This is a genomic window from Burkholderia sp. 28_3 (assembly GCF_003253915.1).
GTDB classification, from domain to species: domain Bacteria; phylum Pseudomonadota; class Gammaproteobacteria; order Burkholderiales; family Burkholderiaceae; genus Burkholderia; species Burkholderia cenocepacia.
This window is the reverse complement of record NZ_QKZF01000016.1, coordinates 1-24,214: the sequence shown is the minus strand read 5'-3', so window position 1 is coordinate 24,214 and position 24,214 is coordinate 1. Positions and strand designations below refer to the sequence as shown.

Annotated in this window: 21 protein-coding genes and 3 pseudogenes; 11 read left to right on the top strand and 13 right to left on the bottom strand. The window is 61.8% G+C overall.

What is annotated here, in order from left to right; all coding sequences use genetic code 11:
• Window positions 1-19: 19 nt before the first annotated feature.
• From DFS13_RS27195 to DFS13_RS27165, 7 genes are all read left to right on the top strand, one after another.
• Window positions 20-1,111, top strand: a complete 1,092-nt coding sequence (locus DFS13_RS27195; RefSeq protein WP_060210897.1) for a porin — start codon at window positions 20-22, stop codon at window positions 1,109-1,111.
• Window positions 1,112-1,173: 62 nt separating this feature from the next.
• A complete protein-coding gene (gene trpC / locus DFS13_RS27190) occupies window positions 1,174-1,959 on the top strand; it encodes an indole-3-glycerol phosphate synthase TrpC (RefSeq protein WP_006490265.1) in 786 nt (261 codons plus the stop codon).
• 30 nt (window positions 1,960-1,989) lie between these two features.
• Window positions 1,990-2,769 (top strand): 2-keto-4-pentenoate hydratase, encoded by a 780-nt coding sequence (gene mhpD, locus DFS13_RS27185; RefSeq protein ID WP_006498890.1) that lies wholly within the window; start codon window positions 1,990-1,992, stop codon window positions 2,767-2,769.
• 14 nt (window positions 2,770-2,783) lie between these two features.
• A complete protein-coding gene (locus DFS13_RS27180; RefSeq protein WP_006498891.1) occupies window positions 2,784-3,551 on the top strand; it encodes a 2-keto-4-pentenoate hydratase in 768 nt (255 codons plus the stop codon).
• A 229-nt stretch (window positions 3,552-3,780) separates the two neighbouring features.
• Complete coding sequence (locus DFS13_RS27175) at window positions 3,781-4,743, top strand: acetaldehyde dehydrogenase (acetylating) (RefSeq protein ID WP_006490293.1); 963 nt, start codon at window positions 3,781-3,783, stop codon at window positions 4,741-4,743.
• Entirely contained in the window at window positions 4,740-5,783 is a 1,044-nt protein-coding gene (gene dmpG, locus DFS13_RS27170; protein WP_006498893.1) for a 4-hydroxy-2-oxovalerate aldolase, read from the top strand. Before DFS13_RS27175 ends, dmpG begins: the two co-directional genes overlap by 4 nt.
• 77 nt (window positions 5,784-5,860) lie before the next feature.
• Complete coding sequence (locus DFS13_RS27165) at window positions 5,861-6,799, top strand: MBL fold metallo-hydrolase (RefSeq protein ID WP_111442323.1); 939 nt, start codon at window positions 5,861-5,863, stop codon at window positions 6,797-6,799.
• Window positions 6,800-6,981: 182 nt separating this feature from the next.
• On the opposite strand, the gene DFS13_RS27160 is transcribed toward DFS13_RS27165, so the two are convergent.
• Window positions 6,982-8,703, bottom strand: coding sequence for a carboxylesterase/lipase family protein (locus DFS13_RS27160; protein WP_232542567.1), 1,722 nt, complete (start codon window positions 8,701-8,703; stop codon window positions 6,982-6,984).
• A gap of 447 nt (window positions 8,704-9,150) precedes the next feature.
• On the opposite strand from DFS13_RS27160, the gene DFS13_RS27155 reads away from it, so the two are divergent.
• The gene (locus tag DFS13_RS27155) at window positions 9,151-10,071 is read left to right on the top strand and encodes a LysR family transcriptional regulator (RefSeq protein ID WP_043206112.1); all 921 of its coding nucleotides are present in this window, start codon (window positions 9,151-9,153) and stop codon (window positions 10,069-10,071) included.
• Here the strand turns inward: DFS13_RS27155 and DFS13_RS41230 are convergent.
• From DFS13_RS41230 to DFS13_RS27130, 6 genes and pseudogenes are all read right to left on the bottom strand, one after another.
• Window positions 9,999-10,180: pseudogene (locus tag DFS13_RS41230) on the bottom strand (2Fe-2S iron-sulfur cluster-binding protein); the annotation flags it as partial. The gene DFS13_RS27155 and the pseudogene DFS13_RS41230 overlap by 73 nt on opposite strands.
• Before the next feature lie 74 nt (window positions 10,181-10,254).
• Window positions 10,255-11,175 carry a LysR family transcriptional regulator gene (locus DFS13_RS27150; RefSeq protein ID WP_111442322.1) on the bottom strand — a complete coding sequence of 307 codons (921 nt, stop codon included), beginning with the start codon at window positions 11,173-11,175 and terminating at the stop codon, window positions 10,255-10,257.
• Window positions 11,176-11,218: 43 nt separating this feature from the next.
• Window positions 11,219-11,893 (bottom strand): ethyl tert-butyl ether degradation protein EthD, encoded by a 675-nt coding sequence (locus DFS13_RS27145; protein WP_181461629.1) that lies wholly within the window; start codon window positions 11,891-11,893, stop codon window positions 11,219-11,221.
• A 2-nt stretch (window positions 11,894-11,895) separates the two neighbouring features.
• Window positions 11,896-12,414, bottom strand: coding sequence for a flavin reductase (locus DFS13_RS27140; RefSeq protein WP_006490344.1), 519 nt, complete (start codon window positions 12,412-12,414; stop codon window positions 11,896-11,898).
• A 31-nt stretch (window positions 12,415-12,445) separates the two neighbouring features.
• Window positions 12,446-13,636 carry an acyl-CoA dehydrogenase family protein gene (locus tag DFS13_RS27135; protein WP_006490338.1) on the bottom strand — a complete coding sequence of 397 codons (1,191 nt, stop codon included), beginning with the start codon at window positions 13,634-13,636 and terminating at the stop codon, window positions 12,446-12,448.
• A 33-nt stretch (window positions 13,637-13,669) separates the two neighbouring features.
• Window positions 13,670-15,022 carry an MFS transporter gene (locus DFS13_RS27130; protein WP_227743193.1) on the bottom strand — a complete coding sequence of 451 codons (1,353 nt, stop codon included), beginning with the start codon at window positions 15,020-15,022 and terminating at the stop codon, window positions 13,670-13,672.
• Between the two features lie 186 nt (window positions 15,023-15,208).
• Between DFS13_RS27130 and DFS13_RS27125 the strand changes: the two genes are divergently transcribed.
• Window positions 15,209-15,571 (top strand): Xaa-Pro peptidase family protein, encoded by a 363-nt coding sequence (locus DFS13_RS27125; RefSeq protein WP_227743165.1) that lies wholly within the window; start codon window positions 15,209-15,211, stop codon window positions 15,569-15,571.
• A gap of 299 nt (window positions 15,572-15,870) precedes the next feature.
• Here DFS13_RS27125 and DFS13_RS27120 read toward each other — a convergent pair whose 3' ends face one another.
• The 3 genes and pseudogenes from DFS13_RS27120 to DFS13_RS40910 all read right to left on the bottom strand — a co-directional run.
• Complete coding sequence (locus DFS13_RS27120) at window positions 15,871-16,794, bottom strand: SDR family oxidoreductase (RefSeq protein WP_012493485.1); 924 nt, start codon at window positions 16,792-16,794, stop codon at window positions 15,871-15,873.
• A gap of 78 nt (window positions 16,795-16,872) precedes the next feature.
• Window positions 16,873-17,079, bottom strand: a pseudogene (locus DFS13_RS40915) (ankyrin repeat domain-containing protein); the annotation flags it as partial.
• Window positions 17,080-17,081: 2 nt separating this feature from the next.
• Window positions 17,082-17,336 (bottom strand): annotated as a pseudogene (locus DFS13_RS40910) (catalase); the annotation flags it as partial.
• A 385-nt stretch (window positions 17,337-17,721) separates the two neighbouring features.
• Here DFS13_RS40910 and DFS13_RS27105 point away from each other — a divergent pair.
• The gene (locus tag DFS13_RS27105) at window positions 17,722-18,528 is read left to right on the top strand and encodes a type 1 glutamine amidotransferase domain-containing protein (RefSeq protein ID WP_012493484.1); all 807 of its coding nucleotides are present in this window, start codon (window positions 17,722-17,724) and stop codon (window positions 18,526-18,528) included.
• Window positions 18,529-18,679: 151 nt separating this feature from the next.
• Complete coding sequence (locus tag DFS13_RS27100; protein WP_048989384.1) at window positions 18,680-19,678, top strand: alpha/beta fold hydrolase; 999 nt, start codon at window positions 18,680-18,682, stop codon at window positions 19,676-19,678.
• Between the two features lie 67 nt (window positions 19,679-19,745).
• On the opposite strand, the gene DFS13_RS27095 is transcribed toward DFS13_RS27100, so the two are convergent.
• The 3 genes from DFS13_RS27095 to DFS13_RS27085 form a co-directional block, all read right to left on the bottom strand.
• Window positions 19,746-20,777 carry an NAD(P)H-quinone oxidoreductase gene (locus tag DFS13_RS27095; RefSeq protein WP_012493482.1) on the bottom strand — a complete coding sequence of 344 codons (1,032 nt, stop codon included), beginning with the start codon at window positions 20,775-20,777 and terminating at the stop codon, window positions 19,746-19,748.
• 232 nt (window positions 20,778-21,009) lie between these two features.
• A complete protein-coding gene (gene katG / locus DFS13_RS27090; protein ID WP_006492918.1) occupies window positions 21,010-23,220 on the bottom strand; it encodes a catalase/peroxidase HPI in 2,211 nt (736 codons plus the stop codon).
• Between the two features lie 194 nt (window positions 23,221-23,414).
• The gene (locus DFS13_RS27085; protein WP_258399103.1) at window positions 23,415-24,197 is read right to left on the bottom strand and encodes an alpha/beta fold hydrolase; all 783 of its coding nucleotides are present in this window, start codon (window positions 24,195-24,197) and stop codon (window positions 23,415-23,417) included.
• Window positions 24,198-24,214: the final 17 nt, after the last annotated feature.

Sequence of the window (24,214 nt, the reverse complement as noted above, 5' to 3'; positions counted from 1 at the left end):
GTCAGGACTACTGGCGGTTATGGCGGTTGCGTCAACCTCGGCATCGGCGCAAAGCTCGGTGACCCTATACGGAATCATCTCGAACGGGCTCGGTTATGTCAGCAATCAGGGCGGGCACAGCAACTGGACAATGATTAGCGGAGCCAATCAGAACAATCGCCTGGGATTCAGATTGACCGAAGATCTGGGCGGCGGTCTGTCCGCTATCGGAGTCCTGGAGAACGGCTTCGATAGCAACAGCGGCAAACTGGGGCAAGGCGGCCGGATGTTCGGGCGGCAGGCGTTTGTCGGGCTGTCGAGTCCGACGTACGGGAAAATTACTTTCGGTCGACAGTACGACGTGCTGTGGGATTACCTGGATCGTATCGAACCACAGGCCATGGGTCCAGGCCTTGGCGTCAGTGTCGGCAGCAACGACAATATCGAAGGCAACTTCCGCTACAGCAACGCCGTCAAGTATACGAGCCCGGTCTGGGGCGGCTTCGGATTCGAATCCCTGTACGCGTTCAGCAACAAGGCCGGCAGCTTCCAGCAGAACCGTGCGTTCAGCGCAGGCGTCAATTTCGACCAGCATACGCAACGATATGCGCTGGTCTTCGTCGAAATCGACCATCCGGGCACGGGCAATCCAAATGGCGCGGTGAGCGACGACTACGCAGGTGCTCCGTTCCAGCTGTTCCATACCAGCCCGCTCAGTTCGTCGGTGGGCGTACGGAAACAGCGCGTGATTGCCGGGGGGGCCGAGTACGAGTCCGAAAAACTCAGCCTCGGCGCCATCGTTTCCGACGTGCGCTACAACTATCTCGATAGCACGAGCCTGCATCTGGACAACCTTAGCGTCGTCGGCGTGTACAAGCTGACGCCAGCCTTGTTCGCCTCGGCTGCCTACCTGTACACGCACGGCAGCTACGGTGGCGTCGTCTCGAATCCGCACTGGAACCAGGGACAAGTGAGCGTCGACTATTTCCTTTCGAAGCGAACGGACGTCTATGCGTACGTCAACTACATCCGTGCCTCCGGATCCAACGCCCCCGCCGTGTTGTTCCTCTCTTCAAAATCGAGCACGAATGCGCAAACGGCCGTGGTGGTAGGGGTGCGTCACAAGTTTTGAGTCGGGATCAGGCTGATTGAGCGCCGGGCCATAACGGTCCCGGCAATGATTTGGACAACAGGATGAATACGATTCTCGACCGGATTGTCGATCGCAAGACTCGTGAAGTCCGGCTGGCAGCCGAGTGCATGCCGCAAGCCGAGCTTCGCGAGATCGCGGCGACTGTCGACTCAAGGGATTTTATCGCCGCGCTTCGCAACAAGGCCAGGCAAGGCTTGACCGGCGTCATCGCCGAGGTGAAGAAGGCGAGCCCGTCCGAGGGGATTTTGCGGCCGGACTTCGACCCTGCGGCTATCGCGGCATCGTACGAGGAAGCCGGCGCCGCCTGCCTCTCCGTGCTCACCGATCAGGTGTTCTTCCACGGAAGTGCATCGGATCTTCGCGCTGCGCGCGATGCGTCAAGCGTGCCGGTGCTTCGCAAGGATTTCATCGTGGACGCCTATCAGGTTTGGGAGGCGCGTGCGATGGGGGCCGATTGCATCTTGCTCATAGCGGCGGTCCTCGATGGCGGCGCTATGCGGGAACTCGAATGCCTCGCGTCCGAACTGGGCATGGCAGTGATCGTAGAGATTCACGGCGCTCATGAGCTCGACGCGGCACTCACGTTGAAGACCCCGCTGATCGGCGTGAACAACCGCGATCTTGCGACTTTCGCAACGAATATCGAAACAACCGTCGCGATGCGCCGGCTCATCCCCGGCGACAGGATGGTCATTTCGGAGTCTGGAATTCGGAATGCGGACGATGCACGAAGGCTTCGTTCAGCAGGCGTGGAGCATTTCCTCGTCGGCGAAGCGCTGCTTCGCGCCGAGAACCCGGGTGCCGCGCTCAAGCAGATCTTCTATTAGGCACTGACAGCTGAGAGGTCCATGAAAGCCATGCGAATTCAAGAGGCGGCGGCCGCGCTGCGTGACGCGGCAAAGACACGCAAATACATCGCGCCGTTGCGCGAGACATACGAGCAACTGAGCATCGCCGACGCGTATGCGATTCAGCGGATCAACACGGACCAGCATCTGGCGGATGGTCGGCGCCTCGTTGGTTGCAAGATCGGCCTGACCTCCGTGGCGGTGCAGAAGCAGCTCGGGGTCGATCAGCCGGACTTCGGCATGTTGTTTGATCACATGGGCTACGGCGACGGCGAACCCATTCCGGCTGAAATCCTTACCCAGCCGAAAATCGAAGCCGAAATCGCATTCGTCATCGGTCGCGATATCGTGGTAAGCGATCCAGGCCACGTGGATGTGCTCGGTGCCATCGAGTACGCGCTGCCGGCACTTGAAATTGTCGGCAGCCGCATCGCCGACTGGGATATTCGCATCGCCGACACGATCGCCGATAACGCATCGTCGTGCGCGTACGTGCTGGGCTCCCGTCCGCGCCAGCTGTCGGGTATCGACCTGCGTCTTTGCGGCATGGCGATGGAGCGGTGCGGGGAACTCGTATCGGTGGGCGCGGGAGCCGCATGTCTGGGCAACCCGCTCAACGCTGTCGTATGGCTCGCGCGAATGATGCATGCGCTCGGCACGCCGCTCAAGGCCGGCGACCTGGTCTTGTCCGGCGCCTTGGGTCCGATGGTTGCCGTCAGCCCCGGCGACGTATTCGAGACGCGCATCAACGGGCTCGGCTCCGTCCGTGCGGTTTTTGACCACGATTGAAGCGAGGCACGCCAATGATCACCACCATGGAATACGCCAGGCTGCTCGACGAGGCAGCAGTCCATGCGACCGAAGTGGCCCAATTCGACCCGGAAAGCCAGCTCCCGCTCGATATGGCTTATGCGATTCAGGCAGCGTCGATACAACGCCGTGTCGAACGCGGCCATCGACGCGTGGGTGTCAAGATGGGCTTTACCAGCCGCGCGAAGATGCTTCAAATGGGTCTGTCAGACGTGATCTGGGGACGTTTGACGGCCGACATGCAGATCGAGGAAGGCACGGCGATCGATGTCGCGCGATTCGTGCATCCGCGCGTCGAGCCCGAAATTGCGTTTGTTCTGAAGCGATCGCTCGACGGCGACGTGACGGGACCGCAAGCGTTGGCCGCTGTCGAGGCCATCGCGCCTGCGCTCGAGATCATCGACTCTCGCTACAAGGACTTCAAGTTCACGTTGCCGGAAGTGATAGCGGACAACGCGTCGTCGAGCGGCTTCGTCCTCGGTCCCTGGTGCGATCCTCGCGTCGACGTTTCGAATCTCGGCCTCACGCTGAATATCGATGGACGTGCCGTGCAGGTTGGATCGACCGCGGCGTTGCTGGGCCATCCGTTGCGTTCGCTCGTAGCCGCCGCTCGGCTTTCAGCTCGAGCGGGCGAACCTTTGCAGGCTGGCTGGATCGTGATGGCCGGCGGTGCGACTCCGGCCGAATGGATCAGGCCCGGACAGCACGTGTCGGTCGATATCGAACAATTGGGCAGTGCGTGCTTCTACACCAGGAAGTAACGCGGCGCAGGTCTTCTCGACGCAAAGGTACCGGTCATGTTTTCCGGAAGGCAGGATGGGGGCGCCAACTTCGGCGCGAAGCGCTGAAGGCGCCTGCGTCGCGATTGCGGGCGCGCACGCTCGCGGATAGACGATTCGAGCATCACGGGTGCGGCAGGTTCGTTGCCGTCCGCATCAGCGGCGGACAGCGCAGTCTGGTTGGCCGTACCGTCACATTTGGGAGTCGCACATGAATGACAGGGTGAAGGTCGCCATCATCGGTCCCGGCAATATCGGCACCGATCTGATGATCAAGATAATGCGAAACGGCAGGCATCTGAAAATGGGTGCCATGGTTGGCGTCGATCCGAATTCGGAAGGGTTGGCGCGTGCGGCACGCATGGATGTCGCGACGACGGCAGAAGGAATCGACGGCTTGCTGCGGCTGGACGTATTCAAGGAGATCGATATCGTCTTCGATGCGACGTCAGCGGGCGCGCACGGACGTCACAATGAATTGCTGCAGGCGCATGGGGTTCAGGTGATTGACCTCACGCCTGCCGCGATCGGGCCGTATGTGATTCCATCGATCAATCTGGAAGAAGAAAACGCGACAAACATGAATATGGTCACGTGCGGCGGGCAGGCCACCATTCCGATCGTCGCCGCTGTTTCACGCATCGCCAAAGTCCACTATGCGGAGATCGTCGCGTCGATCTCCAGCCGGTCCGCCGGGCCGGGAACGCGCGCGAATATTGACGAATTCACCGAGACGACGCGAGCCGCGATTGAAAAGCTTGGCGGCGCCGAGCGCGGTAAGGCGATCATCGTTCTCAATCCCGCGGAGCCGCCGTTGATCATGCGCGACACCGTATTCGTGCTGTCGGAAAACGCGGAGCCGGCGGCTATCGAGGCGAGTATCGCCGAAATGGTGAGCAGCGTGCAGGAATACGTTCCGGGCTACCGCCTGAAGCAGTCGGTTCAATTCGACGCGGTGCCGCCGGACATGCCGCTCAACGTGCCGGGCATCGGGCCGCGGCACGGCTTGAAAACCTCGGTATTTCTCGAAGTGGAAGGCGCAGCCCACTATTTGCCTTCCTATGCCGGCAACCTCGACATCATGACGTCGGCGGCACTCGCGTGCGGAGACATGATGGCCCGGCGCCGGATGGCCGCCGGCATCGCTCGCGGCTTCAAGGAGACGGCGCGATGACTTCAGCAGAAAAGAAGCTTTACATCTCGGACGTCACGTTGCGCGATGGCAGCCATGCGATCCGTCATCAATACAGCGTCGACCATGTCAGGGCGATTGCCGCGGCGCTCGACGATGCCGGCGTCGACAGCATCGAGGTTGCTCATGGGGACGGGCTCCAGGGATCGAGCTTCAACTACGGATTCGGCGCTCACACCGATGTCGAATGGATTGCGGCGGCGGCGCAAAGCGTCAAGAAGGCGAAGATCGCGACGCTGCTGATTCCCGGCATCGGCACGACCCATGATCTCCGGCATGCGTTCGATGCCGGCGCACGGGTCGTACGCGTGGCTACGCATTGCACGGAAGCCGATGTATCCCGCCAGCATCTCGATTTTGCTCGTGAGCTGGGTATGGATGCGGTGGGGTTCCTCATGATGAGCCACATGACCACCCCGCAGAAGCTGGCTGAGCAGGCGAAGATGATGGAAACGTTCGGCGCCACCTGTGTTTATGTGGTTGATTCGGGTGGTGCGCTCGGCATGAATGAGGTACGGGACAGGTTTCGCGCGCTTAAGGCGGTGTTGAAATCCGACACTCAAACCGGGATGCACGCACACCATAACCTGAGCCTCGGCGTGGCCAACTCGCTGGTTGCCGTGGAGGAGGGGTGCGATCGCATCGATGCGAGCTTGGCCGGCATGGGTGCGGGCGCCGGCAATGCGCCGCTCGAAGTGTTCATTGCGGCGGCACAGCGACAGGGCTGGAATCACGGCTGCGATTTGTACCGGCTCATGGACGCGGCTGACGATCTTGTGCGACCGCTTCAGGATCGGCCGGTACGCGTCGACCGCGAAACGCTTGCGCTCGGTTTCGCCGGCGTTTATTCGAGCTTCCTGCGTCATGCGGAAGTTGCCGCCGGCAAATATGGGCTGAAGACCGTCGACATTCTGGTCGAACTCGGCAGGCGGAAGATGGTCGGCGGCCAGGAAGACATGATCGTCGACGTCGCGCTGGATCTGTTAAAGCGCCAACAGCCGATCACGAGCGACGCGCATTGAGCTGCCGTGGGCGGCGTTGCCTCGTGTTTCTTCGACAGTCGCAGCGAATGGCTGCGACTCGATTCTGGTGAACCAACATGCGAACCTTGTCGGCTTCCCGTCAGCATCAGCCGTTTGTCTATCAATTGAATGTCGGTGCCGTCAAAGTGACCGTGATCGCCGAGTCGGTCGCGCCGCTCCTCCGATGGCAGGAACTCTATCCCGACGCGACGGAGCGGTCCGTGTCGGCATCCATCGCGACCGCGGATCCCAAACTCTACGACGTCGGCAGCGGGCGGCTCGTCATCGCTATCCAGGGTTTTCTCATTGAAAGCGAGGGGACGACGCTGATGGTCGACACTTGCGTCGGGGACTGCAAGGCCCGAGCGCGAGGCGAATTCAATGAAGCCCGTTTCGGCTGGCTGAGCCGGTTGCAGGCGGCGGGCATCCGCGTCGAGGATGTCGACCTGGTGCTTTCCACGCATCTGCATGTCGATCATGTCGGCTGTAACACCTACTACGCTGACGGCAGGTGGCGCCCCACGTTTCCCAACGCGCGCTATCTGTTTGTCAGCGAGGAATTCGGGTTTTGGTCGAGCGAGCTGGCGAGATCACCGCTGGAAAGGACCGGCGACTACATCGGGGACAGCGTCATGCCGCTTTTCGAGGCTGGACTCGCCGATATGATCGACTCCCGGCATGTCATCGATTCGTCCATTCGCGTCATTCCGCTGCCCGGACACACACCGGGGCACGTCGGCGTTTGCATTGAAAGCAATCGGAGGCGGGCGATTATATCCGGGGACCTGTTTCACACAGCGCTTCAATTGGAAAATCCGGACTGGAGCACGAGGTTTTGTGTCGATCCCGATCAGTCCCGCCAAGCCAGGCGAGCGTTCTTTGACGCACATGCCGACACGGATACGCTGATTTTGCCAGCGCACTTTCCCTATCCGTGTGCGGGGTTCATTTGTCGCATGGGGACTGCCTACGCCTTTCGATTCATGAGTTCGGAGAAGATTCTGAATATGTCCTAGCACATCGGGGCGTTGTTCGATAAATTGCGCGCGGACCGGTGATGTCGACGCGCAACGGCCGACATGGTTGACTGGTTCCGTCAATCCGAACCCACACATCATGCGCAGGATGATGCAGGACGTCGATGGCGCATCCGGTGCCTGGCCGCGACCATCGACCCGCATTTCCGCGAGTCGTGCGGCTACGGCTGGTACTGACGATTCGCTGTTTGGTCGGTGTCGTTGAGCGGCTCGACGAGATCGATCTGCGCTTTCAGTGGATTCGGCTGGTCAACGCTCAAGGTGCCCGCCGACGTGAACGCCAGTTGATTGTCGAGATCGGCGTTATACATCGGCCACGCAATCAGACCGGCGTCGGAAGGATTCCCCGTTCTGGCGAATGCCGTCCAGTAGGCGATCATGTCGTGCGCGACCTGTTCGTCCTGACTGGCCACGGCTGTGCCGTACGCGGCGGAGAGCGTGTCGAACACATAGGGAATCTCGGCCGCATGCGTCGCGCCGCTGACCTTGCCGCGTATCGACTGGGCAACGTACGAGAAGCGATACAGATAAGTCGGCACACCCCGCGCGGTAAAGGTTCGTGCAACGAACCGTGCGGGTTCGTCCATGGTGATGACACGGGCGATCTGGTTCTCCACTGTCGAAACGGACGCCGTGCCCGTCGGGTCGAACGCCGCGGCAGCCGCGCTCAGGTTTTGCTGACCGAAGATCGCATAGGCCTGCTCCTTGGTCGTGAGTCCGCGCGTGGCAAATCCGAGGTCCGCATTGTTGACGCCGAGCAGGAGCGGAACCTTCGCGAACTGGCCGGCCTTGTACTGATTCTCGGGTTCGTCGACCACGAGTTTGCCGTCGATGATGGAACTGCCGGAGAACGTCGCGAGGCTATGTGCGGTATTCAGCGTCGTAGTGTCCAGCCCGTCGAGAACCTGATCGGCCGAGAGCGCGCGCAAGGCGTGCAAGGAACGGGCGTCGCTGCCGGTGATGCCGAATCCTGCAGCAAACGCGGAACCCTGTTCCTCCGCGGACGCGCCGACTGTTTTCGCGTTGCGCGAGAGCGTGCGCCCGAAGTACTGGTTGACGCGTCCATTGCCGGACTCGACGATCGCCTTTGCAAACAGTCCCGATGCCTGTGGTGAAGTCAGCAGGTTGTGAACCGATTCTCCTCCAGCGGATTCCCCGAAGAGCGTGACGTTTGCCGGGTCGCCGCCGAAGTTCGCGATGTTGCGCTGTACCCATTTGAGCGCGGCGATCTGATCCATGTAGCCGTAGTTGGCCAACATCTCGCCGGATTGCGCGGCGGCCGCCGTCACGGCCGGATGTGCGAAGAAACCGAACCGGCCGAGACGGTAGTTCACGGTGACGATGACGACGCCTTGCCTGGCGAACTGCGTGCCGTCATATGTCGGCATCGACGTGCCGCCAATGACGTATGCACCACCGTAAATCCAGACCATGACGGGCAGATTCTTGCCGTTGCCGCTTTGCGGGCGCCATACATTCAGGTATAGGCAATCTTCAGACGGTGTGACCGTCAGCGTCGCGTTCGGGCCGCTCGTCTGCATGCAGTCGTGAACGAAAGACGTGGCCTGGCGCACGCCGCTCCATGCGGCCACGGGCTGCGGCGGTCTCCAGCGCAAGTCGCCGACTGGCGGAGCCGCGAACGGAATACCCTTGAATGCGATCACGCCGTTGTTCAGGGTGCCTTGTACGGCGCCGTCGGCGGTCACGGCGATCGTGGGGTCCGAAGTGACGGAGGAGCCGTCGCCGCCGCAACCTGACAGCAAGACGGCGAGCGTTGACGAAACGAACAGCACGGGCAAACGCCTTCCGCTATCGTGCATCGGTGAAGCGCAGGCTTTGGCTTTTTTCAACGGGTTGTGTTTCCGTGAAATCATGGCTGTCATCTCTCCTTGAATCCATCGTTCAAGCGTGGAACGTTTTAATTGTCACCATGGTTCTTGTGTCGGCGAGCGCTGCGGCGCAGAGCGGAATCGAGTATCGAAGGACGACTTTATGCCGTCAAATTCCGGCCAATAATGGCCGGCATGAATCGGGTTCATGCACGTGCGCCGTGAGCAATGCCGATCGGACGTGACGAAGCGGGCGTCCCGTCATCAGGCCGGAAGCCCCGCTGAGACGTTGTGCAAGCCCGCGAGTTAGCCCGCATCGCTCACGAGCACGACTCTCTTTGACATGATGTCCGCTCGGGTTGACGGGCGAGTCACGCGAGCCTGGCGATGCGCTCGGCGAATCCTCTCGTTGACACCGGTCTCGCTTTTCGATGACCATGCGTCAAATCGCTTCACCGCGCGCCGTCAAATCAGTTCGGCCCCTGTATCAAGCTGTCCGTCATGACATCCATCGACCATATCGATCTGAATCTTTTGCGCGTTTTCCAGGCTATCGTGGAAGAGCGCAGTCTGACGCGCGCGGGCGAGCGTCTGGCACTGTCTCAACCGGCGGTCAGCTATTCGCTTGGGCGATTGCGCACTTTGTTCGACGACACGCTGTTCGTCCGGACCCGCACGGGCATGCAGCCCACGCCCGTCGCACTCGAGCTGGCCGAAATCGTCGGGAGCGCGCTCGACACCGTGCGGCAAGCGTTGCGTCACGCCGAGCGCTTCGATCCGGCGACCAGCACGCGAACATTTCGCCTGTCGCTGTCGGATGCGGGGGAGATGGCGTATCTGCCAGCGATCTGCGCCGTGCTGCATGACGCCGCGCCGCGCGTGAAACTTGTTGTAGCGCCATTGCCGGTCGAAGAAATCGAAGAAGCGTTGCGCGCGAGTCGGCTGGATTTCGCAATCGGCAACCTGCCGTCGCTACTGCCACGCACGCGCCATTGCGTGCTCTTCGAGGAATCGTATGTGTGCATGACGCGCAAACGCGACGATCTGCCCGACGGCAAAAAACTGAAACTGGAGCAGTTTCTTGCCGCGTCGCACGTTCAGGTTCGCTCGCTCGAACACAGCCATGACGCGCTGGATGATGCGCTGCGCGCACAGGGCGTCGGGCGCAATATTGCGCTGGTGTTGCCGCATTTCGTGGCGGCGCCCGGCGTGCTGGCTGCCACTGATCTGTTCGCCACGCTGCCGGAAAAACTCGCGCGTATTCTCAACAAAGGCGACGCGTTCAACATCTACGCGCTGCCGGTGCCGTTGCCGAAAGTCGCGGTGACGATGCACTGGCACGAACACTTTCACGACGATGAAGGCAACGCGTGGATGCGCGACCTGATGACCGACACCCTCGCGAGTTTCAAAACGATGTGATCCCGGTCGGAGCTGGAGCGTTCCGCTTGACTCGGACCTGATCGCGATGTTCCGGCTCGCCGCTCACGACGTCCACCATGCAGGAGCCGCAAACGCCTTCGCATGACGAACAGTGTCAAGGTGACAGTCGGCGCGGTCGAATTCGCCGAAAGGATGGCCTGATATCGACGCAGCCAATGCGCGTCAGCCGTCGGGTTGACGAAACATCGAATAGATCGTGTCGCGCAACCATGCGACGCCCGGGTCGCTCGTGAATTGCGTGTGTGAGTGCACCTGGATCTCGATGGGCGGCAGGGTGAATGGCAATGGCAGAATGCGAAAGGCCCTCCCGCGATTGAAGCGCTGCGCAAGGCTCTTGGGGAAGATCACCGCCAGGTCCGAGTTCATCACGATTTCGGGCGCCACGACGAAGTGCGGCAGCCGTACCACGACATCGCGTTTGAAGTTCAGCTCGTCGAGCCATTGCTCGACCATGCGATGGCCCGTGGCGTTGGTGCTCGCGTAGACGTAGCGCAAGGCGGTCAGATCGTCGCGTGTCGGCCGCGCCTTGCCTAGCGGATGATTGGCGCGCACCACGCAGACATGCTCGTCGACGAATAGGGTCTCGCTGACGCATCCCGCGTCGAGGCCCGGCACGTAGCCGAGCGCCAGATCGATTTCGCCGGCGCGCATGGCGGCGCTGACGGATTCCACCGGAACATTGACCACTTCGATTCGAATGCCGCGCGCGTCGCGTTCCAGCAGCGCGACCAGCGGCGGCAGAAAATAGAATTCCGACATGTCCGACATCGAAATGCGAAACACGCGCCGGGCGGTCGCGGGATTGAACTTGGCGAGTTGCTGGACCGCCTCGTTGATGATCGACAACGCCTGCGCGAGCGGCGGATACAGCCGATGCGCGGCATCGGTCGGCACCATGCCGGTGGGCGTGCGCACGAAAAGCGGATCGTCGAAGATGGTGCGCAAGCGCCGCAGGGCATGGCTCACCGCGGGCTGGGTCAATTCCAGACGGTCGCCGGCAGCGGTCAGGCTGCGCAGATCCCAGATGGCAAGGAACACGCGCAGCAGGTTCAGATCGGCGATACCGGAGTTGGGCTTCGTCATACGGGTTGACTCACGAACGAGCGCTGGTCGCGCCATGCGGCCATCAATGTGTGGCGAGATTACCGTATGTGCTGCGCATTGCAAAATGCGGCGTACCACCTCGATAGGGCGGCAAGGTGTGGAAGTCCCTGCGCATCAGGTCGCGCACCGGCGAAGCGAGCGCGTCGGCGAGCGCCGACGCATCGTCGAAGACGACCTTGTTGCGCTGCATCGCTTCCGCGCGCGCGCACGGCAGGCCGATGGTGCAGTCGATGCGCGTATAGATCTCCAGCTCGCGCAGTGCGGGCAAGGTCGACATCAGCGGCGCGTGATGCTGCAGGTAATGCGCGAGCCATGTGTCGAAGTCATCCGCCGGGCCGTCGTAAGCGACGAGATAGGTGCACCGCTGCACGCGTGCTTCGCCCCCCGGCGTGGATGGTGCCAGGGTGCGTACCGCCATAGCCTGCTGCGTGAAGTGCTCGACTGTCGATTGCGCCTGCAGAGCGTGGTGAATCGGACCGTCGCAGGCCGCGGCCGCCTCGAGCGTCGCCAGTTCGTCGAAATAGAGTTGCAGCACGCTCGACGGCGCATCGGCAGCTGGTGCGATGCGCGGGTCGACCCGTTGGCTTATCGGTTCATGCACGACCAGGCCGCGTAATCCTTCAGTGCGCTGCAGGGGCGCGACATCCAGCAGGGATGGCTGTCCACTCCCCCCGATCAGAAACAGGCAGACTTGCATGATCACGCCACCTCGCATGGAGCGGCCACGCGCGCGAGCCGATGAAACTGCCGGGCGAAGTACACGAGGCCGTCGCCGTCTTCGTGCGAGGCGATGTGTTCGACCTGTACGAAAAGCACCGAATGCGAGCCAACCTGCTTGCTGTCTACGATGCGGCCTTCAAGACTCGCGATCGCATCGTCGAGCACGGGGAGCTGCAGGGCGCCCGGGCGCGAGCCGCAGCGCGCAAAGCGCTCTTCCATCGAGCATCCGTCCATGCCCGCGAAAACACGCGCCAGCGCCTGCGCGTGCGCGCCCAGCACATTGATGCACGCGCGGCCATTGCCGAGCAGTACGTCGTGAACATAACTCGACTGGTTGATGCAGACGAGCATCGTTGGTGGCGTGTCGGTTACGGAGCATACGGCGCTTGCGGTGATACCGCAGCGCCCGTGCGGGCCGTCCGTGGTGATGACGTTGACGGCCGCGCCGAGCGAGGCCATTGCGTTGCGAAACTGTGCACGCGCTTGATCGTGGGTCATGGCTGCTGTCCTTTCGGGGAGAGGCGCATATTCAGGGATACGGCGTGACGGGAGGAATACCCACGAAAACCGCACCCGATGCATCGTAGTTGCCTTCGCCGAGGAAAGCGTGTTGGGTGACGACGATCGAGTCCCGTACAAGACGCTGCATGCGGTTCTCGCGATAGATCGCGCCGATGCCCGCCATCTTGTACGCCTGCATCACGATATCCGCACAGGTGTGAGCCGCGTGGGTGGCAGACAGACGCAGCAAATTTGCTTCCGCGGGCAGCACCGGATCGCCAGCCAGCACCGTTTGCCACGATGTTTCCGCGGACTCGAAGAAGAATGCCCGCGCGCTGCGCAACTGGGCTTCCGCCTGCGCGAGCCCTGAACGATAGTACGCGCGATCGGCAAGACGTGGCGCGCCCGTGGTGGTCTTCGTCACGCCAGACATCCCCGCCAGCAGATCGAGTGCGGCACGCGCCAGGCCAAGGTTGACTGCCGCATGCACCTGCGCCTGGTAGGCGATGGCGGGATACCGATACAGAGGCTCATCGATCAGCGGCGTGCCGCCGCGCACGAAGGTCCATTGTTCGTCGACGTATTTGTCTTTCAGGCGCAGATCGTGGCTGCCCGTGCCTTGCATGCCGACCACGTTCCAGTTGTCGACGATCTCGACTTCGCTTGCCGGAAAGACCGCCGTGAACGGCTTGCCGGCGTTCTTGTCGTCCGCGCCAGCAGGCACACCGCCGATTCCTACGCCGATCCAGTCCGCACCTTTACAGCCGCTGGCGAAGCGCCATTGTCCCGACACGAGAAAGCCGCCGGGTGCGCGCTCGGCCTTTTGCAGCGGATACAAGCCCCCTGAGAAGACCTGGTCGGGTCCCGATGCGTAGATCTGCGCTTGCGTTTCAACCGGCAATGACGCAAGGTAGGTATTGGCGGAGCCGAACGCCGCGACCCACGCGGTCGAGCCGTCGGCAATCGCGATGCGTTCGAGCATCTGGAGGAAGCGCGCCGGCGGCAGCGCATCGCCGCCGAAACGTTTCGGCGTGCTCGCGCGAAAAATGCCCGCGCGTTTCATCTTGCCGATCATATCGCGCGGCACATGAGATACCTTGTCGAATTCGTCACGGCGACGCTCGACTTCTTCAATCAGCGCATCGAGCGATAGCGGCGCGGCATACTGCGGATAGTCGTTATGCGATTCGATGATGGCTTCGCTTTGAAGGTCTTGCATGAGTGATACCTCGCGGTTGCTGGTGTGGGGATGTCATTCGGGCTGCTGACGAACAGCAGCGCGCATCGCTTTCGGAAATGTCTCGCGTGCGAGCAACGTGGCGACGACGGTCACGAGTCCGAGTACGCCCAGATAGATGGCGACCGGCACGGCGCTGTGATAGTGCGCGAGCAGCGCGGTCGCGATCATCGGCGAGAGGCCGCCACCGAGCACGGACGAGACTTCGCGGCCGATGCCGAGTCCCGAAAAGCGCAGGTGCACCGGCAACATCTCGCTGATGAACGCGGGCTGTGCGCCCTGGAGAATGCCCAGCGTGACGCTGTTGGCGAGGATAAGCGCGGCCACTACCTTCCAATACTCGCCCGAACCCAACAGCACGAAGTAGGGCCATGCCACCAGCATGATCGCGATCGCGCCGGCGAGATAGACCGGCTTGCGTCCGACCTTGTCGGTCACCCAGCCGAAGAACAGGGAGACGGGGATCATCAGCAGCATGGAGATGCACAGACCGCCGAGAATCCAGCTCGACGTGATGCCGAGAAACTGCGCGTAGGTGATCGAGAAAGCGAAGAAGAGGTAGGATGCCGCGCCCTCGCCAAACCGCAGGCCGAACACAGTGAGCACTTCGCGCGGACATTGGCGCAACACTTCGATGACAGGCATCCGGCTTTCATGGCGCGTCGCCTTCACTTCGGCGAACGCGGCGCTTTCTCCAATCGAGCGGCGCATCCAGAGGCCGAGGACGACGAGTGCGGCGCTGGCCAGAAACGGAAGGCGCCATCCCCAGCTGTGGAAGTCGTCCGCCGGAACGTTTTTCGCCAGCAGGAACGCGCCCGTGGACAATACGAAGCCCAGTGCGGCGCCACAGGGGCTCCAGGCGGCGAGTGCACCGCGCCTGGATCGCGGCGCGTTCTCGTGGATCAGTAAAATACTGCCGCTCCATTCACCGCCGGCGGCAAGCCCCTGAAGAATGCGCAACAGCACCAGCATGACGGGTGCCGCGATGCCGACCTGCCGATACGTTGGCAGAACGCCCATCAGGACGGTGGCCGTACCCATCGTGAGCAGCGTAAGTGTCATGACGGCCTTGCGGCCGTACCGGTCGCCGATATGGCCACATAGCACGCCACCGATCGGCCGGGCGATAAAGCCGACCGTGAACCCGCCGAATGCAGCGATGGTGCCCGTCAGCGGATCGGTGCCGACCGGAAAGAACAGCTTGCCGAAGACGAGCGCGGCCGCGGTGCCGTACAAGAAGAAGTCGTACCACTCGAGGATTTGGCCGAGTACGGCCGTGGTAACGGCACGACGCACGTTGCTCGCGGACCGCGCGGATCGGGGATGAGCGAGCGCGCCCAGATCGGAGTTCAGAGCTTCAGGGTTCATGGTGGGGGAAGACATGAAGTGATGGTTCCCGCTTCCCTGATGCTCCAGAAGCGGCGCGAGTCGTATCGATTCGATGTGCCCCACGATATGAGCGTCCACAATCGCGGTCAAATTCGAGACAAAAATGGACGACATGAATCTGGTGCATGTCGCGCTCGCCGCCGTACGTACTAACCCTTGCGTTACATGGCGTATCAACTGCGCTTGTTGACCGTCACCTTTTCGGTCGATTTGCCGCGTGCAATGAGCAACCGCGGACCGCACTCAAGCCCGCGCACGTATTTCCGGCGCGCCGGTATGAGTGACCGACTGCTGCACCGCACTGGGCACGGTATGGACGTGACCGGGCGCGAAGCGCCGTTTTTCGCTGACGGTTACGAACGCATCATCGAGCCAGGCATGTGCCTGACCATCGAGCCCGGAATTTATGTTGAAGGCATCGGTGGCTTTCGCCATTCCGACACCGTGTTGATCGGCGACGATGGCCCTGTCATGCTGACCGGTGGCCCGGTGAGCATCGGTGCGCTGACGCTTCCGATGCATTCTTGAAGAACGCTCGGCGGTCGCCGTCGGGCAGGCGCAGACGAACCGCATCCGGCCGGCGGCGAGATATCTTGCCAGCCCGAAGGACTGGGAGTGGGTGGCAGGGGCGACGAGGTTGGGGGCGGGTCGGTCGATGTCACGCCTGTCGCGACTGCCCGATGATCGGCGCATCGCTGAATCGCGTCATCGTTGACGTTCCTTTATTGAGGCGGGTGTGACGCTGCCCCACGACTAAGCCCGGTGAGCCCGCCAAGCCCGCTGGATCGCGCAACGAGGGGGTGACGGTGTCCGCGTGCCCCAAACGTTTAGAATTCCCGTCGAATCAGTTCAAGGCCCTGTCGGTAAGTTGTCACCTCAAACTCGGGGAATCGGCGCTTGAACTTCGTGGAATCGAAGAGATTGTCCTGCTCGTAGCGAGGCAGAAGCTCCCGGATCTCACGTACCTGCGGGGAGAAGAGGCCCGCGATCCAAAACGCCCCTTTCCCGATGATCGAATAGGCGGGCGGTCGTCCAAACGCGGCGCTGGCCATGTCGACGAACTCCCGGTATGTCGGCCGGTCGTCGCAGCACGGCAAATGCCAGGTCTGCCCGAACGCGTCCGGCGAGTTGCCGAGCGTCGCGAGCGCACGGCTCGCGTCGGGCGTCCAGATGAGCGTGCGCCGCGTGTCGTCACGCAACGGCACCTTCGGCTTCTTGCCTTCCTTCAGCTTGTCGATGACCAACGCATTCGTGAAGCTCTGCGTCTTGCCCGGGCCATAGAACTCGGGTGCCCGGCCGATCAGCACCGGGATGTCGCTACGCGCCATCTCTTCGAGCACCATCGACGCCATTGCCGCGCGCACCTTGCCCTTGCGGCCTACCGGCGCGAACTGTGTCGACTCCGTCTGCAGCCGGTTGTTCTGCGGGTACATGTAGGTGTTGTCGAAATAGGCGAATCGAGCACCTTCCGCGCGGCACGCATCCAGCGCGTTCTTCAACATCACCGGAAACTGCGTTTCCCACAGCTCCGTGTCCGGGGGCAGGCCCGCCGTGAAGTAGACGATGTCACTGCCTTTCACCGCCTGGGCGGTCTGTCGCGCATCAAGCAGATTGGCCGACACCAAGCTATCGGTGTCGTTGACCTTGCGCGGATTGCGGCTGACGAGGCGGATTTCGCCGGTGTTGAGGCGGCGCAATTCCCGCGCCAGTTCCGTGGCGATCTGACCGTTCGCTCCCAGTATCGTTTGCATGTCGGATACCTTCGTGACCTTGTGTCGAATGACGATGGACACTAGGCTAACCTTGAAGGCAAGTTCAAAGTCAAGCGGTTACGGCAACGATCGCAACGTTACATCCGCACTCGGTGCGGAGCCAACCTTTTCGAGCGCGGCAACCGTGGCGTCGTTGCCTTGCAGGATCCCGTTCTGTAGCGCGGTACAACCGAGCGCATCGACGTGATCCGGGTTCGCGCCATGTGCGACGAGTACCGGCAGCAGGTCGAGGCGGCCGAACAGCGCGGCGAACGACAGCGCTGTTCTGACTTGTCACGCGGGTTCTGCGCGAGTTCGTTCAGCGTTGACGACTCGTAGTTCGCTTCGCCCTTGCGGTCGCCGAAGTTCAGCGCACCGTCCTGGTTGTTGTTCGTGACGCGTACGCGCGGACGGTTGATCGGCGGCTGATTGAAGTTCGCGCCGAGGCGGTACATCTGCGTATCGGTGTGCGAGAACATCCGACCCTGCAGTATTCGGTCTCCCGACGGCTCGATGCCCGGCACTGTCCGCGACGGGGAAAGGCATTCCTCGTTCTCGCCGAAAATGTATTTAGCTAAGCTAAATTAATAAAAATTATGTCGGTGAGGCACCTGCCTGCATCAGCTAACGCGATCCACGGCCATGGATGCTCAGTCGGTTCGAAGCCGGGTTGGTGCGGGCATGCGACCGGATCGGCGACACGACAACGTCGTATCGATCGGTGGTGATGCTGATTCTCGAGACGGACGCGGCCGAGCGCCACGGCATCCGGACGCGTGGCGGTGTGGCGATGGCGCGCCGTGATCACTTGACATTCAACTTAACTTCAATCCTAGGATTTCGTCTGCATCCTTTCACGTCGTTGCTTCAGCGCGGTGCGATCGAGTCACGACCCGAAGTCGCGCCGACTTATATGAGGAATCGAGAATGTTCAAGCGTTGGCTTTTGAGGCATTGGCTCCTGGCCATCATGATTTCCGTGCTGACGGGCGGATACGCCTATGCAGCCGACGTTGCGCGGAACGAGGGCGTGCCACAGCTGAACGGCAAGGTTCTGGTCGTGATGACCAATCACTCGAAGTATCCGTCTCGATCGGATACGACCGGCCTCTGGTTCACCGAGTTGACGCATTTCTATGACGTCGCCCAGGCAGCCGGGCTGCAAATGGATTTTGCGAGTCCGGCGGGGGGTGAAGTCCCGATCGACGAGCGCAGCCTGAAGTCTTTCTACCTGGATGATTCGGCACGCGCACATTTGGCCGATCCTGCTTTCATGGCGCGATTGAAGGCGACTTTGCCGGCCGCGGCCGTCGATCCCGCCGACTACAAGGCGATCTACTTCACTGGCGGGCACGGTACGTTGTGGGACTTCCCCGACAACGCGGCGCTGAAGGCCGTCAGCGAGCAGATTTATCGTCAGGGGGGCGTCGTCTCGGCCGTTTGCCATGGCGTATCCGCGTTGTTGCCGCTCCAGGACGCCGAAGGCAAGTCTCTCCTCGCGGGCGTGCCGGTGACGGGCTTCTCCGACATGGAGGAGACGCTGTCCGGCATGAAGTCACAGGTTCCGCTCTTCTTGCAGGATGCACTTGTGAGCCGTGGTGCGCGCTACAAGAAGGCGTTTCTTCCCTTTACATCCTATGTCGTCAGTGACGACCGCATCATCACCGGGCAAAACCCGCAATCGAGCAAGGAAATTGCCGAGGCGGTCGTCAAGCGGCTCAGGGAAACGAATTGACTGGCTGCCGATGCCGGCAGAGCAAGTAGCAGGAAACGGGGCGCGTGGTCATCGAGTTTGCGCAACGGGGGGTACCGGGAGCGTGATCGTACGCGGCTCGGGTATCGGGTGGTCAGGTGTAGCCGCTTTTCGATTACCAAAGGAGGCTGTCATGAGCGGTAAGGATGAAGTCGACGTCATCAGCAAATCTCGTCGCGAACTGATGATCGGAGCGGGTGCAGTAGCGGCTGCCTCGATGGCGCTGCCCTTGTTTTCTTCGAGTGGCACGGCCGGTGCCGCATCAGCCAAGCATCCGATTTATCCGTCGGCAGGAGAGGCTGACCGTGGTAACAAGATCGTGACGAAGGACGGCGTCGAGATCTTCTACAAGGATTGGGGCAAAGGCCAGCCGATCGTCTTCAGTCACGGTTGGCCGCTGTCGGCGGATGACTGGGACGCTCAAATGCTGTTCTTCGTCGAGCATGGTTATCGCGTCATCGCCCATGATCGTCGTGGGCATGGGCGATCCACGCAAACAGCCGACGGCAATGACATGAATCACTACGCTGCCGATCTCGCGGACCTGACCGAGGCGCTCGATATCAGGAATGCCGTCCACATCGGGCACTCGACCGGGGGCGGGGAAGTTGCTGCCTACGTAGCGCGTCATGGCATGAAGCGGACTTCAAAGATCGTTCTGGTCAGCGCAGTGCCACCGGTCATGGTGAAGAGCGAGCGCAACCCCGGCGGAACGCCGATTGAAGTCTTCGACGGCTTCAGGAAGCAGCTTGCCGCCAACCGGGCGCAGTTCTACCTCGACGTGCCGTCGGGACCGTTTTACGGCTTCAACCGGGCGGGCGCGAAGGTGTCCGAAGGCGTCATCCGCAATTGGTGGCGTCAGGGCATGATGGGTGGAATCAAGGCTCAATACGACTGCATCAAGGCCTTCTCGGAAACGGATTTCACCGAAGACTTGAAGAAGATCACGCAACCGGCGCTGGTCCTGCATGGTGACGACGACCAGGTCGTGCCATACAAGGATGCCGGCGTGCTGTCCGCAAAGCTGCTCAAGAACGCGAGGTTGAGAATCTATCCGGGCTACCCGCACGGGATGCTGACGACCAATGCGGATGTCATCAACGCGGACATTCTGAAGTTCATCAAGAGCTAAAGGTCAAGGCGGCCTCTCCAGCAAGAGGCCGCCTGTTTCCGATACCGCGCCGATCTGTCGATCGGGCTCACTCTGCCGGGAGCGCGTCGGTGACGAGAACGATCTTGCCAATGTGCACGCCGGAATCGATCAACTCGTGAGCCCCGCGCGCGTCCTTCAACGGGAAGGTCTTGTAAACCTGGGGTTTGACCATTCCCGCCTGGATCAACGGCCAGACATGCATCTCCAGTTCACGAATAATTTCCGCTTTCTCGTTGGGTGTTCGTGAGCGCAGCGTCGAACCGATATGCGTCAGGCGTTTCGTCATCATCGGCCACAGATCGAGGTCTTTGGCGGGGCCTTTCAATACACTCACCTGCAGGATGCGGCCGTTCATTGCAGCGATCGTGTAATTACGTGCGACGTAGTCTCCGGCAATGATGTCGAGAATGACGTCGACACCGTTTCCATTCGTGAACTCGTTCACCTTTTCGACGAAATCCTCGTCCCGGTAATTGATCGCGTGATTGGCCCCAAGACGCAGGCTGGCCTCGCGATGAACCTCCGATCCGACGGTGGTCATGACCTTCGACGCACCGAATGCTTTGGCTAGCATTGTCGCCGTGGTGCCGATACCTGAAGCGCCGCCATGGATGAGAACCGACTCGCCGGCTTGTAATTTGCCGCGCTGAAAAAGATTGAGCCAGACCGTCATGAACGTTTCCGGCATTGCCGCGGCTTCGACGACACCAAGTCCCTTCGGGAGCGTCATGGTGACCCGGTGATCGGCCACTGCATATTCGGCATAACCACCACCGGTAACGAGCGCGCACACGACATCGCCGCGCTTGAAGCGCTTCACTGCGCTCCCCACGTCGATGACCTCGCCCGCGATCTCGAGGCCCGGGATGTCCGATGCGCCCGGTGGCGGATTGTAGAAGCCCTTGCGCTGGAAGACATCGGGACCGTTGACGCCAGCGGCGTGAACGCGGATCAGGACCTGTTCGTCGGTGGGGCGCGGCACCGGACGTCGGGCTGGAACGAGTACGTCGGGACCGCCGGGATGGACGATTTCGATCGCGGTCATTTCGGTAGGAGGTGTGAAAGCGTCAGCAGGCATTGCGTTTCTCGGATAGATTTGGAGTGACGACTGCGTGCCGGCCCGACTCCGGGCCGGAAGCAGTAGTACGATTCGGAACAGCGGCATTGTCGCGTCGTACCTCCGCGTACGAGCTTCACGGCCCGGCACTTGCCATGTCGGGCCGAACAGCGATAGTCATCGCCACTGGATGCGAGCGGACAGGGCCGGTTCCCCCGGCAGCCCGCTCGCATCGATGTACCACCGCTTTTTGTCAGGCGAGATCGAATCGATCGAGATTCATCACCTTGACCCAGGCCGCCACGAAGTCACGAATGAACTTCGCCTCGCCGTCTGCACTCGCATAGACTTCGGACAATGCCCGCAGCACGGCATTCGAACCAAACACCAGATCCACGCGCGTACCGGTCCACTTCAGCTCACCGGTCCGACGGTCACGTCCTTCATAGGTGTCTTCGCCGGCAATCGGCTTCCATTCGGTCGCCATGTCGAGCAGGTTGCGGAAGAAATCGACGGTCAGCGTTTCGGGCTGGTCGGTAAAAACGCCGTGTTTTTCGTCGCCGGTTTGGACGTTCAACACGCGCAGTCCGCCGACGAGCGCCGTCATCTGTGGGGCGGTCAGCGTCAACAGTTGCGCCTTGTCGATCAGCAGCGCTTCGGCCGGCACCGCGAATTTGCCCTTGACGAAATTACGGAAACCGTCTGCGACCGGTTCGAGCACCGCGAAGGAGTGCGCGTCGGTCTGTTCCTGAGAGGCGTCCATCCGGCCGGGCGCGAACGGCACAACCACGTCGTGGCCAGCGCGCTTCGCCGCCTGCTCGATGCCGGCGCCGCCGGCCAGTACGATCAGATCGGCCAGCGAAATCTTCTTGCCGCCAGGCTGCGTGCTGTTGAACTCGCCCTGAATGCGCTCGAGAACTTTCAGAACCTTGGCCAATCGTGCGGGCTCGTTGACGGCCCAGTCCTTCTGCGGCGCGAGGCGGATACGCGCGCCGTTGGCGCCGCCGCGCTTGTCCGAGCCGCGGAATGTCGATGCCGACGCCCATGCGGTGGACACGAGCTCGGCCACGGAAAGCCCCGAGGCAAGGATCGTCTCCTTGAGCGGGGCAACGTCCGTGTCGTCGACGAGCACATGATCGACCGCAGGAATCGGATCCTGCCAGATCAGCTCTTCGGTCGGCACGTCCGGCCCGAGGTATCGGGCGCGCGGTCCCATGTCGCGGTGCGTGAGCTTGAACCACGCGCGCGCGAACGCGTCGGCGAACACGTCGGGGTTGTCCATGAAATGACGCGAGATCTTCTCGTAGACGGGGTCGAAGCGCAGCGAGAGATCGGTGGTCAGCATGGTGGGCAGCAGCTTTTTCGACGGATCGTGTGCATGCGGGATCGTCGGTTCGGCGTTTTTCGCCACCCACTGGTGAGCGCCTGCGGGGCTCTTCGTGAGTTCCCATTCGTATCCGAACAGGTTCTTGAAAAAGCCCATGCCCCATTGAGTCGGCGTGTCGCTCCACGTGACTTCGAGGCCGCTCGTGATCGTGTCCGCGCCTTTGCCGGTGCCAAAGCTGTTCTTCCAGCCAAGCCCTTGCTGCTCGAGACCGGCAGCCTCGGGTTCCAGACCGACGTTGTCGGCCGGACCCGCGCCGTGCGTCTTGCCGAAGGCATGACCACCGGCAATCAGCGCCACGGTTTCTTCGTCGTTCATCGCCATGCGTCCGAAGACCTCCCGGATGTCGTACGCTGCCGCGACGGGATCGGGATTGCCGTCCGGACCTTCCGGATTCACGTAGATGAGGCCCATCTGCACCGCGGCAAGCGGATTTTCGAGGTTGCGCCCGGCGTTGCCACCGTGTTGCGATTCGCAGGCGCCGCCCTTGCCGTAGCGCAGGTCGCCGCCAAGCCAGGTCGTCTCGCTGCCCCAGTAGACGTCGCGATCCGGCTCCCACGTGTCCTCGCGGCCACCGGCGTAGCCGAAGGTCTTGAATCCCATCGTGGTAAGCGCAACGTCACCCGTGAGAATCAGCAGATCGGCCCACGAGATCTTCTGACCGTACTTCTGCTTGATCGGCCACAGCAGGCGGCGAGCTTTGTCGAGACTCACGTTGTCCGGCCAGCTGTTGAGCGGCGCGAAGCGCTGCTGGCCGCGCCCGGCGCCGCCGCGCCCGTCGCCCATGCGATAGGTGCCGGCACTGTGCCAGGCCATCCGTACGAATAACGGACCGTAGTGGCCGAAGTCCGCCGGCCACCAGTCCTGGGAGTCGGTCATCAGGGCAGCCAGATCTTTCCTGAGCGCGTCGAGGTCGAGGCTGTTGAAGGCTTCGGCATAGTTGAAGCCAGGGTCGAGCGGGTCGGTTTTACTCGAGTGCTGGCTGAGCAGATCCAGGCGCAATTCGTTTGGCCACCAATCGCGATTGGTCGTGCCGCCGCCGTTGGCATGGTTGAATGGGCACTGCCCTTCGTTCGACATAAGCACCTCTGTATGAGGACGTGTGGGTGTATCGCTATGCACGGAGCGGTCGCCGGGAGCAATGCTCCCGCGTGCTGTGAGCCGCGCGAACGGACACTTGAATAATGTGTGAGTGTTTCTCGGGGAGGCAGTGTGCTTTCCCGGAAGGAGGCAGGCGGGTGCCGGGCGTGTTTCTTTTCCGGCACCCGTCGCGATTACCCTCGCAGGAACGCGAGCAGATCGGCGTTGATCGTGTCGGCGTTGGACGTAGGCATGCCGTGCGGGAAGCCCTTGTAGGTCTTCAGCGTGCTGTTCCGAGCGAGCTTCGCCGACAGCAAGCCGGAATCGGCATAGGGGACGATCTGATCGTCATCACCATGCATCACGAGCACGGGAATCGTGGTGCTCTTCAGGTCCTCGGTAAAGTCGGTCTGCGAGAACGCGACGATGCCGTCGTAATGCGCCTTGGCGCTGCCCATCATGCCTTGGCGCCACCAGTTCCAGATCACGCCTTGCGACGGTTTCGCGCCGGCACGGTTGTAGCCGTAGAACGGGCCGGCCGGAACGTCGTAATAAAACTGAGCACGGTTCGCGGCCAGTTGCGCCTGCAGGTTATCGAACACGTCCTTCGGCAGGCCGCCCGGGTTCTTGTCTGTCTTGACCATCAGCGGCGGCACAGCGCTGATCAGCACGGCCTTCGAGACGCGGTCTTCGCCATGACGGGCGACGTAGTGAATGACTTCGCCACCGCCGGTGGAGTGGCCGACATGAACCGCGCCTTGCACGCCGAGATGGTTCACGACAGCGGCGACGTCGTCCGCGTAATGATCCATGTCATGACCGTCCCACACCTGGCTGGAGCGTCCGTGACCGCGGCGGTCATGCGCGATGACCCGGTACCCGTGCGACAGGAAAAAGAGCAGGTATCTATAGCAGTGCGGGGTTGACGCCGAGGGGCAAGTCGATGATAGGGCTTCAGGGCGCCTCGACGAAGTGATCGCGGGTCGACCTTCGC